18 protein-coding genes are annotated in these 16497 nt (G+C 33.4%); 8 read left to right on the top strand and 10 right to left on the bottom strand.

The features are described from left to right. Nucleotides 1-343 precede the first annotated feature (343 nt). From L3X39_RS02425 to purN, 4 genes are all read right to left on the bottom strand, one after another. Complete coding sequence (locus L3X39_RS02425; protein WP_237229942.1) at nt 344-2242, bottom strand: amidophosphoribosyltransferase; 1899 nt, start codon at nt 2240-2242, stop codon at nt 344-346. Nucleotides 2243-2385: 143 nt separating this feature from the next. Further along, nucleotides 2386-3318, bottom strand: coding sequence for a PfkB family carbohydrate kinase (locus L3X39_RS02420; RefSeq protein ID WP_237229940.1), 933 nt, complete (start codon nt 3316-3318; stop codon nt 2386-2388). 186 nt (nt 3319-3504) lie between these two features. Beyond that, nucleotides 3505-4146, bottom strand: coding sequence for a ribonuclease H1 domain-containing protein (locus L3X39_RS02415; protein ID WP_237229938.1), 642 nt, complete (start codon nt 4144-4146; stop codon nt 3505-3507). After that, nucleotides 4139-4711, bottom strand: coding sequence for a phosphoribosylglycinamide formyltransferase (gene purN, locus L3X39_RS02410; RefSeq protein ID WP_237229936.1), 573 nt, complete (start codon nt 4709-4711; stop codon nt 4139-4141). Before purN ends, L3X39_RS02415 begins: the two co-directional genes overlap by 8 nt. 185 nt (nt 4712-4896) lie before the next feature. On the opposite strand from purN, the gene L3X39_RS02405 reads away from it, so the two are divergent. From L3X39_RS02405 to pyk, 5 genes are all read left to right on the top strand, one after another. After that, a complete protein-coding gene (locus L3X39_RS02405; protein WP_007647141.1) occupies nt 4897-5130 on the top strand; it encodes an acyl carrier protein in 234 nt (77 codons plus the stop codon). Between the two features lie 12 nt (nt 5131-5142). After that, nucleotides 5143-6393: a beta-ketoacyl-ACP synthase II gene (gene fabF, locus L3X39_RS02400; protein ID WP_237229934.1), complete on the top strand. Its 1251-nt coding sequence runs from the start codon at nt 5143-5145 to the stop codon at nt 6391-6393. A 7-nt stretch (nt 6394-6400) separates the two neighbouring features. Next, nucleotides 6401-7141 (top strand): ribonuclease III, encoded by a 741-nt coding sequence (rnc, locus tag L3X39_RS02395; protein WP_237229932.1) that lies wholly within the window; start codon nt 6401-6403, stop codon nt 7139-7141. Nucleotides 7142-7259: 118 nt separating this feature from the next. Further along, nucleotides 7260-7742: an IPExxxVDY family protein gene (locus tag L3X39_RS02390; RefSeq protein WP_237229930.1), complete on the top strand. Its 483-nt coding sequence runs from the start codon at nt 7260-7262 to the stop codon at nt 7740-7742. After that, complete coding sequence (gene pyk / locus L3X39_RS02385; protein WP_237229928.1) at nt 7742-9175, top strand: pyruvate kinase; 1434 nt, start codon at nt 7742-7744, stop codon at nt 9173-9175. The genes L3X39_RS02390 and pyk overlap by 1 nt, the downstream gene beginning before the upstream one ends. Nucleotides 9176-9239: 64 nt before the next feature. Here pyk and L3X39_RS02380 read toward each other — a convergent pair whose 3' ends face one another. After that, on the bottom strand, nt 9240-9485 hold the full coding sequence (locus L3X39_RS02380; RefSeq protein WP_237229926.1) for a hypothetical protein: 246 nt from the start codon (nt 9483-9485) through the stop codon (nt 9240-9242). A gap of 86 nt (nt 9486-9571) precedes the next feature. Then, nucleotides 9572-10669: a DNA polymerase IV gene (gene dinB, locus L3X39_RS02375; RefSeq protein ID WP_237229924.1), complete on the bottom strand. Its 1098-nt coding sequence runs from the start codon at nt 10667-10669 to the stop codon at nt 9572-9574. 83 nt (nt 10670-10752) lie between these two features. Here dinB and L3X39_RS02370 point away from each other — a divergent pair, with 83 nt between their 5' ends. Genes L3X39_RS02370 through L3X39_RS02360 form a run of 3 tightly spaced genes read left to right on the top strand, consistent with a single transcriptional unit; the run spans nt 10753 to nt 12646 of the window. Beyond that, nucleotides 10753-11223 carry a CYTH domain-containing protein gene (locus L3X39_RS02370; RefSeq protein ID WP_237229914.1) on the top strand — a complete coding sequence of 157 codons (471 nt, stop codon included), beginning with the start codon at nt 10753-10755 and terminating at the stop codon, nt 11221-11223. Next, nucleotides 11220-11765, top strand: coding sequence for a YciI family protein (locus L3X39_RS02365; RefSeq protein ID WP_379840525.1), 546 nt, complete (start codon nt 11220-11222; stop codon nt 11763-11765). Before L3X39_RS02370 ends, L3X39_RS02365 begins: the two co-directional genes overlap by 4 nt. Beyond that, the gene (locus L3X39_RS02360; protein WP_237229909.1) at nt 11765-12646 is read left to right on the top strand and encodes an endonuclease/exonuclease/phosphatase family protein; all 882 of its coding nucleotides are present in this window, start codon (nt 11765-11767) and stop codon (nt 12644-12646) included. Before L3X39_RS02365 ends, L3X39_RS02360 begins: the two co-directional genes overlap by 1 nt. Here L3X39_RS02360 and pbpC read toward each other — a convergent pair. The 4 genes from pbpC to L3X39_RS02340 are packed head-to-tail and all read right to left on the bottom strand — an operon-like array spanning nt 12643 to nt 16331. Beyond that, nucleotides 12643-14994 (bottom strand): penicillin-binding protein 1C, encoded by a 2352-nt coding sequence (gene pbpC, locus L3X39_RS02355; RefSeq protein WP_237229907.1) that lies wholly within the window; start codon nt 14992-14994, stop codon nt 12643-12645. The genes L3X39_RS02360 and pbpC overlap by 4 nt on opposite strands. Beyond that, entirely contained in the window at nt 14991-15302 is a 312-nt protein-coding gene (locus L3X39_RS02350; RefSeq protein ID WP_237229898.1) for an antibiotic biosynthesis monooxygenase family protein, read from the bottom strand. The genes pbpC and L3X39_RS02350 overlap by 4 nt, the downstream gene beginning before the upstream one ends. Continuing rightward, nucleotides 15299-16021 carry a YqjF family protein gene (locus tag L3X39_RS02345; protein ID WP_237229896.1) on the bottom strand — a complete coding sequence of 241 codons (723 nt, stop codon included), beginning with the start codon at nt 16019-16021 and terminating at the stop codon, nt 15299-15301. The genes L3X39_RS02350 and L3X39_RS02345 overlap by 4 nt, the downstream gene beginning before the upstream one ends. A 7-nt stretch (nt 16022-16028) precedes the next feature. Further along, entirely contained in the window at nt 16029-16331 is a 303-nt protein-coding gene (locus L3X39_RS02340; RefSeq protein WP_237229894.1) for a hypothetical protein, read from the bottom strand. Between the last annotated feature and the right edge of the window lie 166 nt (nt 16332-16497).

Here is a 16497-nt window from a genome sequence, read left to right as displayed (position 1 = left end):
TAAACTTAACCTACTTATGTTATGGTGGTTCAAATATATAATGATAAAAGAGTTCTCTAAAATATTTTAGTTAAACGACGTATATATTGGCTTAAAAGAGGTTGAGATAAAAATGTAAGAAAAACAATAAAGGTTATTTTGGAACTTTAATTCCATAAAAAAAGGCGAACAGATGTTCACCTTTTTTTGCCCCAAATCTACCATGAACTTAACCTACTTATGTTATGGTGAGACCAATTTATGCGTATTTTAGATAATCTGATCATTTTTTAGATAAACAGCGTTTTTATCGGATAAAATGTATATTACCCAGTTTAAGTGTCAGAAATTGTAAGATTTAAAATTAGTAGGCGCGCTCTTTATTTCCTTCGTAAAAATTAATAAAAGCACGGTTTACAACCCTGTTGCCACCAACGGTTGGGTAATCGCCCGTAAAATACCAATCACCTAAATGTTCCGGACAAGCCATATGTAAATTTTCAACCGATTGGAATATAATTTTTACTTCCGCATTAATGCTTTCGTCACTTAATAGTTCTGATATTTTATCAGAAATTTGTTCATCTGTAAAAGGGTCGTAAACCTCTTTCACAAAGTTTTGTACATAGCGGTCTTCTAACTCTGTTTGATCAATACACTTTTTATAAACATCATCAACTATATGATATTTATTAGATTCTTTTAATAAAGCTAATGCTGCTCTAAAAGCCACCAAGCTTTCAAGGTTTGCCATATCAATACCATAACAATCAGGATATCGAATTTGCGGTGCCGAAGATACCACTACAATTTTCTTAGGGTTTAAGCGATCCAGCATTTTAAGGATACTCTTTTTCAAAGTAGTTCCTCTTACAATACTGTCATCAATAATAACCAAGTTATCCTTTGGCTTTATAACGCCATAGGTAACATCATATACGTGCGCTACTAAATCGTCTCTACTACTATCTTCAGTAATAAAGGTTCTTAACTTTACATCTTTAATAGCAATTTTTTCAACGCGTATTCTTTCTGATAAAATTTCGGTTACTTTTTCTGCTGAAATATTTCTGTTACCTTTTAATAAGGTTTTGGTTTTCTTTTTATTTAATTCAGCTTCAGCAGTTTCAACCATACCAAAAAAGGACGTTTCAGCCGTATTAGGAATGTATGAGAACACGGTGTTTTTTGTATCATTATTAATGGCCTCTAAAACTTTTGGCATTAATAATTTACCCAACATTTTTCGTTCTTGATATATTTCCGCATCACTTCCTCTAGAAAAATAAATACGCTCGAACGAGCAAGATTTACGCTCTAAAGGGTTTAATATTTTCTTTATAAAAACCTTGCCAGATTTTTTAGTGATGATAGCATGACCTGGTTCTAACTCTTTTACATCTTTAAATTTTACATTAAAAACGGTTTGAATTACAGGGCGCTCTGAAGCGACTACTACTATTTCATCATCTTGATAATAGTATGCGGGTCTAATACCTGCGGGATCTCTTAAAACAAAGGAGTCGCCATGGCCTATAAGTCCTGCCATAGCATAACCACCATCCCAATTTTTTGCAGCACGTTTTAAAATTTTAGCAACATTTAAACGCTCAGCAATTAAAGGCGACGCCTCTCTTTTATTATAACCTTCTTTTTTTAAGTCTTTGTAAATTTTACTTACTGCATCATCAAGAAAATGCCCTATTTTCTCCATGATGGTGATAGTATCGGTATACTCTTTTGGATGTTGCCCCAGCTCAATTAAATTTCTGAAGAGCTCCTTAACATTCGTCATGTTAAAGTTTCCTGCCATAATTAAATTTCGGTGCATCCAGTTGTTTTGTCTTAAAAACGGGTGTACACTTTCTACACTATTTTTCCCGAAAGTACCATAACGAACATGCCCCAATAACACTTCACCTATATATGGTATGTTCTTTTTTTGAGCAGCCACATCATCTGCATATTCAGGGTGTTCTTCAAACTCTTTATTAACGCGTTGGTTAATTTGAGCAAATATATCCTGAATAGGTTGTTGAGCAACCGAACGCACTCTACTTATATAACGTTCCCCAGGGTTTGTGTTTAATTTTATACTAGCAAAACCCGCACCATCTTGTCCACGATTGTGTTGCTTTTCCATCATGAGGTACATTTTATTGACACCATAAAATGCACTTCCATATTTTTCTTTGTAATACTCTAATGGTTTTTTAAGTCTTATGAGTGCTATTCCGCATTCATGTTTTAAAGCATCGCTCATTGTTATTTTGTAGTATTATATTTAATTTAAAAACGCGCTCAAATTTGAGCGCGTTTTTTTATGTTAATTCAATTGTATTTGGTTTCAATATTTGTTTTAAAAAGGTCATATAGAATCTTTTACAAAATACCCAATTTAATATATTAATTATTTTCAAGGACGATTTCAAACTGAGTTAGTTGCTTAAATTGCTGTAAGCGTTTAAAAACGTCTTTACTTTTTAAATTTACCATACGCTCGGTTCCAAATTTCTCCACACAAAACGAAGCTAAAGTTGAACCATAAATTACGGCGTTTTTCATGTTTTCAAAAGAAACATCATCTGTTTTAGCTAAGTAGCCAGCAAATCCTCCTGCAAAGGTATCGCCTGCACCCGTTGGATCGAAAACCTCTTCTAAAGGTAATGCTGGAGCATAAAACACATTATCATCGTGGAACAATAATGCACCATGCTCTCCTTTTTTAATAACCACATATTTAGGTCCCATCGAATGAATTTTTCTAGCAGCAACCACTAATGAATATTCACCAGTTAATTGTCTCGCTTCTTCATCGTTAATGGTAATAACATCAACTTGCTTTATTACTTTATGTAAATCATCTAAAGCGGAATCCATCCAGAAATTCATGGTATCTAAAATGGCAAGTTTTGGCTTTTTACTCATTTGCTCCAAAACAGATAATTGTACTAGAGGATGTAAATTACCTAAAAGGACTATTTCCGCATCTTTATAATCTTCAGGAACCTTAGGATTAAAATCAGCTAAGGTATTTAGTTCCGTAACTAAAGTATCGCGGGTATTCATATCGTTATGATATTTTCCACTCCAAAAGAAGGTTTTACCGTCTTTAACGATTTCTATACCAGAGATGTCTATATTTTTTTCTTCAAGTAAGTCTAAATATTCCTTTGGGAAATCACCACCTACAATGGATACAACGGCGGTATCTACTTCAAATTGAGAGGCTGCAAGCCCTATAAATGTTGCTGCTCCTCCAAGAATTTTATCGGTTTTACCAAATGGGGTTTCAATAGCATCAAAAGCTACGGTACCTACTACAACTAATTTGCTCATAAAGCGTTTTAAAATTTGCTGCAAAAGTACATTAATTTTTTCATTTATAAATTCGCAAAAAACTAAATGAAAAAAATTAACGTATTAGCGAAGCGATTCCTGAAGTGAAACTAAATTTTGTGTTTTTAGAACAAAATTTAGTTTTTATAGAAGAAATATAAGCTTTTTAAGTGCTAAAAAACGAATTTATTTTCTGCCAAAATCGGCGGGAATTTCTCCCCAAGCTTTTGTCTCCCATTTTACTATGGGTGTAGTATAAGTATTTGTTTTAAGCCAGTTAACCGCTCTTTCAACCAATTGAAATAAATCCTCATTTTTAGAATTACGCTCAAGCTTTGTATTACAAGCCTTCTTCTTAACCCAGCTAATAGCCGTTTTGGAATCGGTATATATTATGCGATTACTATTTTTTTGTTTTAAATAAGCTAACCCGTGTACAATAGCCAAAAACTCGCCAATATTATTGGTGCCTTCTTCAAAAGGGCCTTGTTTAAAAATAGGTTTTTTTGTTTTTGTATCTACACCTTGGTATTCCATTTTACCAGGATTTCCACTAGAAGCGGCATCAACACTTATAGAATTGTAATTAGGTTGTCCAATTTTTTTAAGTTGTGCTTCGGAAAGTTCGCTTTTAAACGATTTATCCTTTCCTATATAGTCTTTATAATTTCCCTTTAACGCTTTTTTTGCGGCATCAAACGTTGCAAACGATTTGTAAATGGCTCCTTGAAAATCTTTTATCTGGGCTTTGCAATCGTCCCAAGACTCAAAAACACCTGTGTTATGACCTTTCCAAACGGTATAATATTTTTTTTTCTTTTTACTCATGTGAAAATAAAAGGGATTCAACCACTTTAGGAAAATGTTCCATCTCCAACAAATGAATCTTTTTAGCTACATCTTCAGCTGAATCAGAAGGTAAAACTTTACATTTTGCCTGAAAAATCACAGCACCTTCATCATAATGTTCATTTACATAATGAATAGTAATGCCGGTTTCTATTTCTTTATTTTCAACAACTGCTTTATGCACGTGCATTCCATACATACCTTTCCCGCCATATTTTGGCAATAATGCAGGGTGTACATTTATAACTTTATTTGGGAATTCATTTAATATGTTTTCAGGAAATTTCCATAAAAATCCAGCTAACACAATTAAATCGGGCTTTGAGGCCTTTAAAATATTTAATACATCATTGGTGTCTGAGAATGCTATTTTATTGAAAGACAAAGCGCTAACTTTTAATGTTTTACATCTATCTAAAACTTTGGCATGAGGATTGTTAGTAAGCACTTGAATAACAGAAGCATTATCTCTGTTGTGAAAAAACTTTATTAAATTTTCAGCATTAGTACCACTTCCGGACGCAAAGATTACAATACGTTTCATAAACAGACATTCGATGTTAGGATTATTCAAACAAAAAAAAGAATAATTATTAACAATTAGAAGGCAAAATTAAAATAGTTAAAACTTATTTAGTAAATTACAATCACATTTTTAAACTAAAGGTGTGTTTTAAAAATAAAGTTTTTTATTTTTGCCAACTAATTAAAACTTAAAATTAAAAGATTATGTCAGACATTGCATCAAGAGTAAAAGCGATTATCGTAGACAAATTAGGAGTTGATGAAAACGAAGTTGTAACAGAAGCTAGCTTCACAAACGACTTAGGAGCAGATTCATTAGACACTGTTGAATTAATAATGGAATTCGAAAAAGAATTTGATATCCAAATTCCAGACGATCAAGCTGAAAATATTGCAACAGTTGGTCAAGCTATATCATACATAGAAGCTGCAAAATAAGCAAAATACTTTATGGAATTAAAGCGAGTTGTAGTCACGGGATTAGGGGCTTTAACACCTATTGGCAATACCAAAGATGAATATTGGGAAGGGCTTATTAGTGGGAAAAGCGGTGCTGCGCCTATAACATATTATGATACCGAAAAGTTTAAAACTAAGTTTGCTTGCGAACTTAAAAACTTTAACGCTACCGATTTTATAGATAGAAAGGAAGCCAGAAAAATGGATAAATTTGCGCAATACGCTATGGTTGCAGCAGATGAAGCCATTGCTGATGCTAGATTAGATCTTGATAAAGTTAATAAATTGCGTGTTGGTGTTATTTGGGGCGCAGGTATTGGTGGTTTAGAAACCTTTCAAGAGGAAGTTTTAAACTTCGCTAATGGTGATGGAACTCCAAGATTTAACCCATTCTTTATTCCTAAAATGATTGCTGACATTGCTCCAGGAAACATTTCCATAAAATATGGTTTTATGGGACCAAATTACACAACGGTTTCTGCTTGTGCATCTTCCGCAAACGCTATGTTTGATGCTTTAAATTCTATTAGATTAGGGCATTGCGATGTAGTTGTTACAGGAGGTAGTGAGGCAGCGGTAACCATTGCTGGTATGGGTGGTTTTAATGCTATGCATGCACTTTCAACAAGAAACGAAAGCCCTGAAACAGCTTCTCGTCCGTTTGATGCAACCAGAGATGGTTTTGTTTTGGGCGAAGGTGCGGGAGCTTTAGTTTTAGAAGAATATGAGCATGCTAAAGCAAGAGGCGCCAAAATTTATGCTGAGTTTATAGGAGGAGGGTTATCATCCGATGCGTATCATATGACAGCTCCACATCCAGAAGGTATTGGAGTTATTGCCGTAATGAAAAACTGCTTAGAAAATGCTGGATTAAAACCAGAAGAGGTAGACCATATTAATACACATGGTACCTCAACACCATTAGGAGATGTAGCAGAACTTAAGGCAATTTCTGAAGTATTTGGAAGTCACGCGAAAAATATAAATATAAATTCAACAAAATCAATGACAGGACACCTACTTGGTGCTGCAGGAGCTATTGAAGCTATTTCAACTTTATTAGCTATGGAACATGGTATTGTTCCTCCTACTATTAACCATACTACAGTAGATGAAAACATTGATCCTGAATTAAATTTAACGCTAAACAAGGCACAAAAGCGCGATGTAAAAGTAGCAATGAGTAATACATTTGGATTTGGCGGTCATAACGCCTGTGTATTATTCAAGAAAATAGATTAAATCCCGAATGAAGAACATTCGTAACATATTAAATTCCCGTTTTAAACGCAACGGGAATTTTTTTATGGAGTTACATAAAATTCTAGGGTTTAAGCCAAAGCAATTAAAATACTATAAAAAAGCCTTTACGCATCGTTCTATGAACATTAAGGATAGTAAAGGAAATCCTTTCAATTACGAACGCTTAGAGTTTTTGGGTGATGCCATGTTAAGCTCGGTAATAGCATCACATTTGTATTTAGAAGTCCCAAGTGGAGACGAAGGATATTTAACCAAAATGCGCTCTAAAATTGTAAGTAGAGAACATTTAAATGAACTCGGAAGAGACCTAAACTTAATTGATTTAGTTGAAAGTAAAATTCCTCCAGGGCATTTTGGAGACAACATCTACGGAAATTTATTCGAAGCTTTAATAGGAGCTATTTTTTTAGATAGAGGCTATAAGTATTGCGAAAAGTTTATTTACAAACGCGTGATTATACCGTATGTTGATATTGAAACTTTAGAAGGAAAAGTTATTAGCTATAAAAGTTTATTAATTGAATGGTGCCAGAAAGAGAAAAAAACCTTTGGATATAATGTGTATGAAGATACCGGGAATGATGACGTTAGACATTTTTCAGTAAAACTTTCCATTGATGATAAAATTGTGGCAAAAGCTCGAGCGACTTCAAAGAAAAAGGCCGAAGAGAAAGCTTCAAAACGTGCTTTTTTTGCTTTTCAAAACAGAATATCAAGAACGATTTAAAGGGTTAAAATCTCTAATTATAACTACAACGTTTTAGTGCTATTTCTTATCAAGATTAGGCTATTCTTAACAAAACTCACCATTATATATATTATCTTTACGTTGTTTAATGTAGGTTATGGCTATTCACAAACTTGTTTTTGATGATGATTTTGATGAGGTGTGCAACACCTTAATTGCAATTCATTGCACACTTGAAGACTATCGCTTAGCCTATCTTTTAAACAAACATTTAGGAATAACACTTAAACGAAAACCTGTAGATCTAGATTACAGTAAAAAAGATGCTTCCTATGCAATTTACGAATGGGTTGACCACAAACAGTTGTTAACATGGAACTTAGTTTCCAATATATGTAAAAAGCAAGCACTACAGGAAACGGATTATAGGTCGTTATTCAATACAGAACAAACAACAACAACATTTTACTTATTACCAGAACATAAAACTGTAAATTATTTTTTAAAAATAGATAGCGAATTCAGTTTCAGTAAAGAAAAATATATTTTAGATAGTATATTAAAGATTCCGCAAATCGCTACAGCATACAGCATAAATTACAGTGAATTACAATCAAAAGAAAATCTAATTTTTAGCTAATGTCAATAACCAAAAAAACCAAAATAGTAGCAACACTCGGACCCGCTACAAGTACAAAAGAAGTTTTAAAAGGCATGCTTGATGAAGGCGTTAATGTGTTTAGAGTTAACTTTTCGCATGCTGATTATAGCGACGTAAAACAGCGTATTGAAATGATACGCGAATTAAATGATGAGTTTGGATATAATGCCGCAATACTAGCCGATTTACAAGGACCAAAACTACGTGTTGGCGTAATGAAAGAAGAGGTTGTTGTAAACCCAGGCGATGAAATAATATTTGCTACTGGGAAAAAATTTGAAGGCACAAAAGCGCGTGTTTACATGACTTACGACAGGTTTCCTCAAGACGCAAAACCAGGAGAGCGCATCCTTTTAGATGATGGGAAATTAATTTTTGAAGTGGTTTCTACTGATAGTACATCGGAAGTAAAAGCTAAGGTAATTCAAGGCGGACCATTAAAATCTAAAAAAGGGGTAAACTTACCAAACACGAACATATCGCAACCCGCATTAACCGAAAAAGATATTGAAGATGCCATTTTTGCTATAAAACAAGAAGTAGATTGGATAGCTTTATCGTTTGTTCGTCATGCTGAAGATTTAATGCAACTTCGTGATTTAATAGCGGAACATAGCGAGCATAAAATTCCGATTATTGCTAAAATTGAAAAACCTGAAGCGGTTGAAAACATTGATAAAATTGTAGCACATTGCGATGGTTTAATGGTAGCACGTGGCGATTTAGGAGTAGAAGTTCCTGCACAAGAAGTACCACTCATTCAAAAACAATTGGTACTACGAGCTAAAAAAGCTAGAATACCAGTAATTATAGCCACTCAAATGATGGAAACTATGATTTCTAGCTTAACACCAACGAGGGCTGAGGTAAACGACGTTGCAAACTCTGTTATGGATGGCGCTGATGCCGTAATGCTTTCGGGTGAGACATCAGTGGGTAAATATCCGGTTCAAGTTATTAAACAAATGGCCGACATTTTAAAAAGTGTTGAAAATTCAGAATTAATAAAAGTACCGCAATTGCCACCACACATTCGTACCAATCGTTATATCACCAAATCTATTTGTTATCATGCTGCTATAATGGCAAACGAAATAAATGCGAAAGCCATTTCAACACTAACTAATAGTGGGTATACGGCATTTCAAATTTCGGCGTGGAGACCATTGTGTCATATATTAGTATTTACATCAAACAAACGTATTTTAACTCAACTAAGTTTACTTTGGGGTGTAAGCGCTTTTTTCTATGACAGATTTGTATCGACAGATGAAACAATAGTTGATACTAATAGAATGGCAATAACACATGGTTATGTTGCCAAGGGCGATATGGTTATTAGTTTAGCCTCTATGCCAATAGCCGAAAGAGGTATGGTAAACACCTTACGTGTTAGAGAAATATCAAGTTAATAACAGGCTTAAAATATTTTGAGCGTTATTCTTTTTAATTTATAAAAAAGGGTAACGCTTATTTTTATTTGCTCAGTTTTAAAAATTCTTCAATTTCATTGTCAGTCACTCGCCAATTATCACCTTTTTTTTCTATAAGATTTGCTAATCCTAAAAGTTCAATTTGACTTTTGGCTTGTAGAGTCCAATAGTCATTTTCTGCAACCCAAATCTCATCTTGCTTAATTATATTATATCCTAACTCTTTCAAGATTTTATAGGATGGGACTTCTAAATTTCCAGCTACAGACAATGATTTTTTATTTATCATATTATATTTTCATTTTGAATTTTGTTCTAATTTCTTAGGAATTCATTTCGAAGATAGCCGAAATTTTTTACAAAGGCAAGATGTGTTTAAAACTCAAATTTCAATTGTACACTCACACTTTTTTCTTCTATTTTTTTATTTGCTTCGGTATTTAAGTTAGACATAGATATACCTAATAAACGTACGGAATTATTCAACGTTTCTTGATACAGTAAGTCTTTAGCCGTTTCTAAAATGATGCTTTTATCACTCATATAATATGGCAAAGTTTTGCTTCTGGTTTGCAAACTAAAATCGCTGTATTTTATTTTTAATGTGACCGTTTTCCCCGCTACTTTACTCTTTGCTAATCGTTTGGAAACTTCATCGGCAATGCGCTCTAGTTTTTCTAGCATAAATATTTCAGACGATAAATTTTCGCTAAAAGTGCGTTCAGCCGCTAAACTCTTTCGTATTCTATTGGGTTTTACCTCGCTATTTTGAACACCTCTTACAATATGGTAGTAGTACCGACCAGATTTTCCAAAGTTTTCATCTAAATACTCCAACGATTTTTGCTTTAAATCTAAACCTGTAAAAATCCCTTTTTGGTACATTTTTTCGGCCGTTACTTTACCAACGCCATAAAATTTACGAATATCTAGTTGCTCTAAAAAGTTAGTAACTTCTTCAGGGTTTACGGTTTTTTGTCCGTTAGGTTTATTATAATCACTCGCAACTTTCGCAATAAATTTATTAATTGAAATTCCCGCAGAAGCCGTTAAACCAATTTCGTTAAAAATGCGTTCCCGAATGTCTTTAGCAATTAACGATGCACTTGGGTTTCCTTTTTTATTATTCGTTACATCTAAATAAGCTTCATCAAGTGATAGCGGTTCTACCAAATCGGTATATTCATAAAAAATGGCTCTAATTTTTTTTGAAATTTCTGTATAGCGTTCAAAATTGGGTCTTACAAAAATTAAACCAGGGCAAAGTTTGGCAGCCAAATTTCCAGCCATGGCACTTTTAACCCCAAATTTCCGGGCTTCATAACTTGCAGCATTTACCACACCACGCTTGCCACCGCCACCAACAGCAATAGGTTTTCCTTTTAAATCAGGATTATCCATTTGCTCAACGGAAGCATAAAATGCATCCATATCAACATGAATAATTTTTCGTATTGGTAAATCCTCAGACATAGTGTAAATTTAGACATTAATACGAATGTCAGTTCGAGTGTCCCGATTTTTTATCGGGATGTATCGAGAACTTTAAAATAGTTATGATTGAAATAGAACGGAAATTTTTAGTCAAATCGGATGTTTTTAAAACGGACGCTTTTAAAAAAACTAGGATTATTCAAGGTTTTTTAAATTCAGACAAACAACGTACTGTGCGAGTAAGAATAAAAGAAGAAACGGGTTTTTTAACCATAAAGGGATTATCATCTAAAAATGGATTATCACGATTTGAATGGGAAAAGGAAATTACAAAGCAGGACGCCGAAGTTTTGTTAAATCTTTGCGAACCAACGATAATTGACAAAACGCGTTATGAAGTCACTGTTAAAAATCATACTTTTGAAGTAGATGAATTTTTTGGAGACAATCAAGGTTTAGTGATTGCAGAGGTTGAATTAGAGAGCGAAAACGAAGCATTTGAAAAACCAAATTGGTTGGGTGAGGAAGTCACAGGAAATATAAAATATTACAATTCACAATTAAGTAAAACACCTTATAAATCATGGAAATGATTAGAAAACTCTTAGTTATAATCGTTATTGGAATAACAATTATGGCGTGTAAAGATGAAACCAAAGCATCGATGAATGATATTAAAGATGACATTGAAAACACGAAACCAGCGGTTGATTCTATAATTGAAGTTATTGAAACGCCTATAACAAAATCCACAAAACAGATTAAAGAAGAACTAACATCAAAAGGGTTTAAAACCTTTGATTATATTGATGACAAAACCCAAGACACGATTTTAATGCAACAGTATTTTATAGCATTTTTAAAACGAGGGCCGATTAGAGGGCAGAATGAAGAGGAAGCTGCTGAACTTCAGAAAGAGCATTTAGCATATCTTGCTAAAATGTATGACTTGGGTTATGCCGATATTTCTGGGCCTTTTGGAGATGACGGTGATATTAGAGGTATTACTATTTACAATGTGCCAACCCAGAAAATGGCTGATAGTTTAGCCAATGCAGACCCAATGGTTAAAGCAGGTCGTTTAGAAATTGAAATACATCCATGGTGGGCAGCAAAAGGATTTCCGTTAAGGTAATGCTTAAAATTTTACAATTTGTTTTACAGTTTATAAACATTGTAATTGTTTTAAGTTTATTGTTAATTCATTTTGTTTTTAAAGAACGAACCTATCAAGATTCGCTATACTTTTATCTTTTTCCGTTACCTATAATTATACTTATAGTTTTACTTCTATCCGTGTTCTTAAAACAAAGAAAGTATAACTTAATTTTAGCGGGCATCTTACTAATCCTTTGGCTGGGGCGTAGTTTTAAAATACATTTTTCAGAAGATTTAAAGGAATCGGACATGGAGGTAGTTTTTTGGAATGCTGCACATGAACGGGGATTTGTTGAAGCTTTTCAAGAAAATAACGGAATAGTGCCAGATGTTTTAGTATTAGTTGAATATAGCAGAGCATATAACATAAAAAATCTTACTCAAGAATATCCCAACTATCATTTTTATCAATCTGAAAGTGATATTAGTATTTTTTCTAAAACGCCTATAATTATAAAAAGTGAAGTGCCATCAAAGCACAAATCTACTGTGATAAATTTTGAAACTAATGAAATAAATTTTTATGCTATTGATGTTTCGGGAAGTACAGATGTTCCACGCGAATGGGAATTAACTTTTGTTGATTCTGTTGTAATAAAAGATGAAAACACCATTCTTTTAGGCGATTTTAATGTGCCATATGAGTCTAAATACTTAAAAAAAATTAAGAGCAATTTTCAACATGCTTTCAATAAAAAGGGTAACGGTTTTAGGGAAACTTGGTTTTGGAATATCCCTTTACTTTCCTTAGATCATATTTGGGTTTCTAAAGACTTAAAAATTCTGAAAACAGAAAAAATAAGCACCTTTAAATCCGACCATAGTATGATTAAAACTTATGTTAGAAAGCAGCCTTAATTTGAAATTGTAAAATATCGTTTTGCTTCATTTCCAAATTCATCAACAACGGTTATAATATGTTTTCCTTCTTTTGGGATTATTGCCAATTCATGAATATCTTTTGTGCTGCCAATATAAGTATCATCAACATACCAGAATAATTTAGATTCAGGTTTAGAATGCGCTATTTTTAACACTAAATCATTCGTTGTTCCGTCAAAATCTTTTGGTAAAAAAATAGTGTTGTTTTCCTTAGGATAAATAAATTCCATTGTAATTGTACTTTCGCCTAAGCAATCATTTCTAAATTTGGGCAATGGTTTGTAAAAAGGGTTATTGGTTTTGTAGTAATAAGCCATTAAAGGCGGTAAAGTAAACCAAGATTTATGTGTTATATTATTTAAGTCTTCACAAGACGAATTAACTTGATACGTTTCTGTTTTATCTAAATGCACCAGCACATGATACGGACAAGGTTTCGTTTTTAATCCGCTTAATTGAATGAATTTATCTTCAGTGTCATCACAATTTGGTGACGCACGATGACCACTTTTTTTACAGATGGAGACCTCTTGCATTTCATCAAACGGTTTTGCAAACCACTCGCTATTTGGTAACACATCAAATACATCGAACAAAATAGGTGCAGCAGCTTGCACACCAACCAAACCAGGTCTACCTTCGCCATCAGCATTTCCAACCCAAACGCCAACTACGTAATCTTTTGTAGTTCCAATGGCCCAAGCATCGCGAAAGCCAAAACTGGTACCTGTTTTCCAAGCAATTTGTTTGGAGCCATCAAAAAACTCCCAGCTTTCGTCACCTTCAGGTCTGTTTACTTCTTTTAAACTTTCGTATGTCAAATAAATCGAAGCTGCATCAAACAAAGTTTTGCCTGATGTTTTTTTTCCGAAGTCAATGGTTTCTGAAGCTAAAAAAGTAGGTTCGCAAAATTCATTGGCATAATATTCACTAGAAGTTTCAGAAAAATGATTTAATGTTGAAGACAATGCTGCATAGCTTTTACATAAATCCCAAAGGTTGCTTTCTGCGCCTCCTAAAATGAGCGATAGTCCATAATGATTGGCGTTGTATTTTAAATCTTTAAGCTGAAGTGTTTTTAAATAATGGTGAAATCTATCCAATCCAAACTTCTGAAGCATTCTTACGGATGGCACATTTAACGAACGCGATAAGGCTCTGCTTGCTGGTACTGCACCATCATAGGTTTTGTTGTAATTTTCAGGATTATAACTCCCAAACTGCGTGGGCACATCGGCTACCAAAGTATTGGGGAGCATGTCGCCAGCATCCAACATGGCCGTATATAAAAAGGGTTTTAAAATACTGCCTGTACTTCTGGGTTTGTCAATAACATCTACATCTTTTTGATGCGCTTTATCAGTTGGAGAATTTCCAACATAAGCCATTACTTGCCTCGTTTTTACATCTAAAACCAAAACGGCTGCATTGTAAATTTTATTCTGACTTAATTGATTGTAATGTGTTTTTATAATACGATTAACTTGTTGTTGTAACCGTGTATCGATAGTGGTTTGAATACGCTCTCCTGAATAGTTTTGTGCTACTTTTTGTAGCAAATGAGGAGCAACTCGTGGTAAAGGATGCGGTTTTTGAGGTAATCCTTCAACAATAGAAAGTTTATAGGTTAACGAGTCAATAACTTCATTTTCTAGTAATTTTTTTAAAAGGCGATTACGTTTTTCAAGTAAACGTTCTTGATTTTTCCCAGGATAAATTAAACTAGGCGCATTAGGTAAAACCGCGAGTGTTGCACTTTCTGCCCAAGAGAGTTCGTTGGCATTTATATTAAAATAACGCCATGAAGCTGCGTCTAGCCCAACAACATTACCGCCAAAAGGAGCATTACTGCTGTAATAAGATAAAATATGGTCTTTTGAAGCTCTAAACTCTAGTCGTGTGGCTAGGATAATTTCAATGACTTTTTCAAAATAAGTTCTATTCTTTCCTTTTCTGGATAAGCGAATAACTTGTTGCGTTAAGGTGCTTCCGCCACGTTTTATACCATCAGATTTTAACTTCTCACGTAAGGCTTTGAAAATTGAAACAGGATTAAAACCAGGATGTTTGTAAAAATATTCGTCCTCAAATTGAATAATGCAAGTTTTAAATTTTTCTGGAATACTATCGTTATGCGGAAATCGCCATTGGCCATCTTTAGCAATTTGTGCTCCAAGCAACTCGTTATTTTTACTTGTAATAACTGTAGCAGTTGGGTCTTTAAAAAGTTGTCTTGGTAAACAGAAATAATAGACAATTAAAAGCACAGCAATAGTTGCCGATTTAATTTTGTTGCGTTTTATGTAGGTTATTACTTTGTTCACGAATTAAACTCATACTCACGTTCTACTTTGCAAATCCTCACATTATACCATCTATACCAATCTTGTCTACCTTTTAATTGTGCTGCAAGATGTTCACTTTGTTTTTTCCAGTTTTTTATGGCATCAAGACTTTCCCAATAACTAACAGTAATTCCAACCTCATTTCTAGCACTATCAATTCCCAAATAACCAGGTTGCTGCTTTGCAAGTTCTTCCATTCGAGCTGCCATTTCAGCATAGCCTTCAACATTTTCTTTTTGAGTTGAAGTGAAAATGACTGCATAATAGGGTTTGAAATCTTTGTTCATATTTGATATTTCTTTTTATCCCAAGTTAAAACTTGGATACCTTTTGAATAATGAATTCTATCAGGATTGTTATCTATTAAATGGTTGAATTTAGGGTAATCCAACTCTAATTTTTTGATAGAAATAGTTTGCATTGGCCATTCCACATGGTGAACATCATACTCAATAATTTGATTTTTGTAATCCTGAAAAACAGCATAGCGTTCGGTTAACCAAACATCCGTTTCATCTTTAATTATTGGGTCACTTCCTAATCTGTATTCGGTGTAAAACGAATTATTATAAAGGTCATTTTTTGATGAATAGCTAAAATCCGTTCGTTTCATTTTAGAATGGTAATACGGAAATTTAGAAATGGTTTTTAACACTTTACACGACGAGCGTTTACTGCCTTCCATACTTAAAAAGTAAACACTTGGTTTGCCATTGCAAGTGATATATACTCTAATGTTTATCTCATGAAAATCTGATATATGAGGCACTTTTGGCAAACTCCTAATCCCAATATGATTCATATCAAAAGCAACCAAACTCAACCAAGTTTTCCCGTTAATGGTATCTAATTCAATCTCTTTTGGAAGCAATGGTTTTATGGCTTCAGGCTCTACTTCCCAATGCAAAAAAATAGCTTTGTTCCATTCCTGATAAAATTTCCAAGAACGTTCTGGAATTTCAAAAGGTCTGTGCTTGGTATGTTTTAATATTTCTTTTGCTTTCAAAACAAGATTAATTATTTATAAAATTATACAACTTCGGGAATTCATCTATAAAACGTTTATCATCCATTTTACCATCATAATCATTATCTCCATACTCTAATCCTACATCAATTAATCCTTCAAAATTTTGTTCGTTTTTAGGAAATTTTTTAACTAAACTTATAAATTCCTCCTCACCTAGTCTGTAAATAATTTGTGTTATAACAAAGCCTAGATCGTAACTACTTGCAGCGCCTCCATTTGGAAAATTCTTCAAGCTAATTATTGCTTTTACATCTTTGTTTAGAGATTTTTTAATTAATTTTCTCATTTCACTATTTCTTTTTAGACTTTGATGAGCATATAATGTTTGACCTATAACGATTCCATCAACATTATCAGTTTTACAAGTAAATAAAACTAAAGTGCTTACAAGGAACGTTAAACAAAACCTTATTTTTTTCATTAAATTAAAATTCAATTTTGTCATTCTGCGC

Source organism: Flaviramulus multivorans, from assembly GCF_021728415.1.
GTDB lineage: Bacteria > Bacteroidota > Bacteroidia > Flavobacteriales > Flavobacteriaceae > Sabulilitoribacter > Sabulilitoribacter multivorans.
The sequence above is the reverse complement of the archived record's forward strand: the minus strand, read 5'-3'. Positions and strand labels throughout refer to the sequence as shown.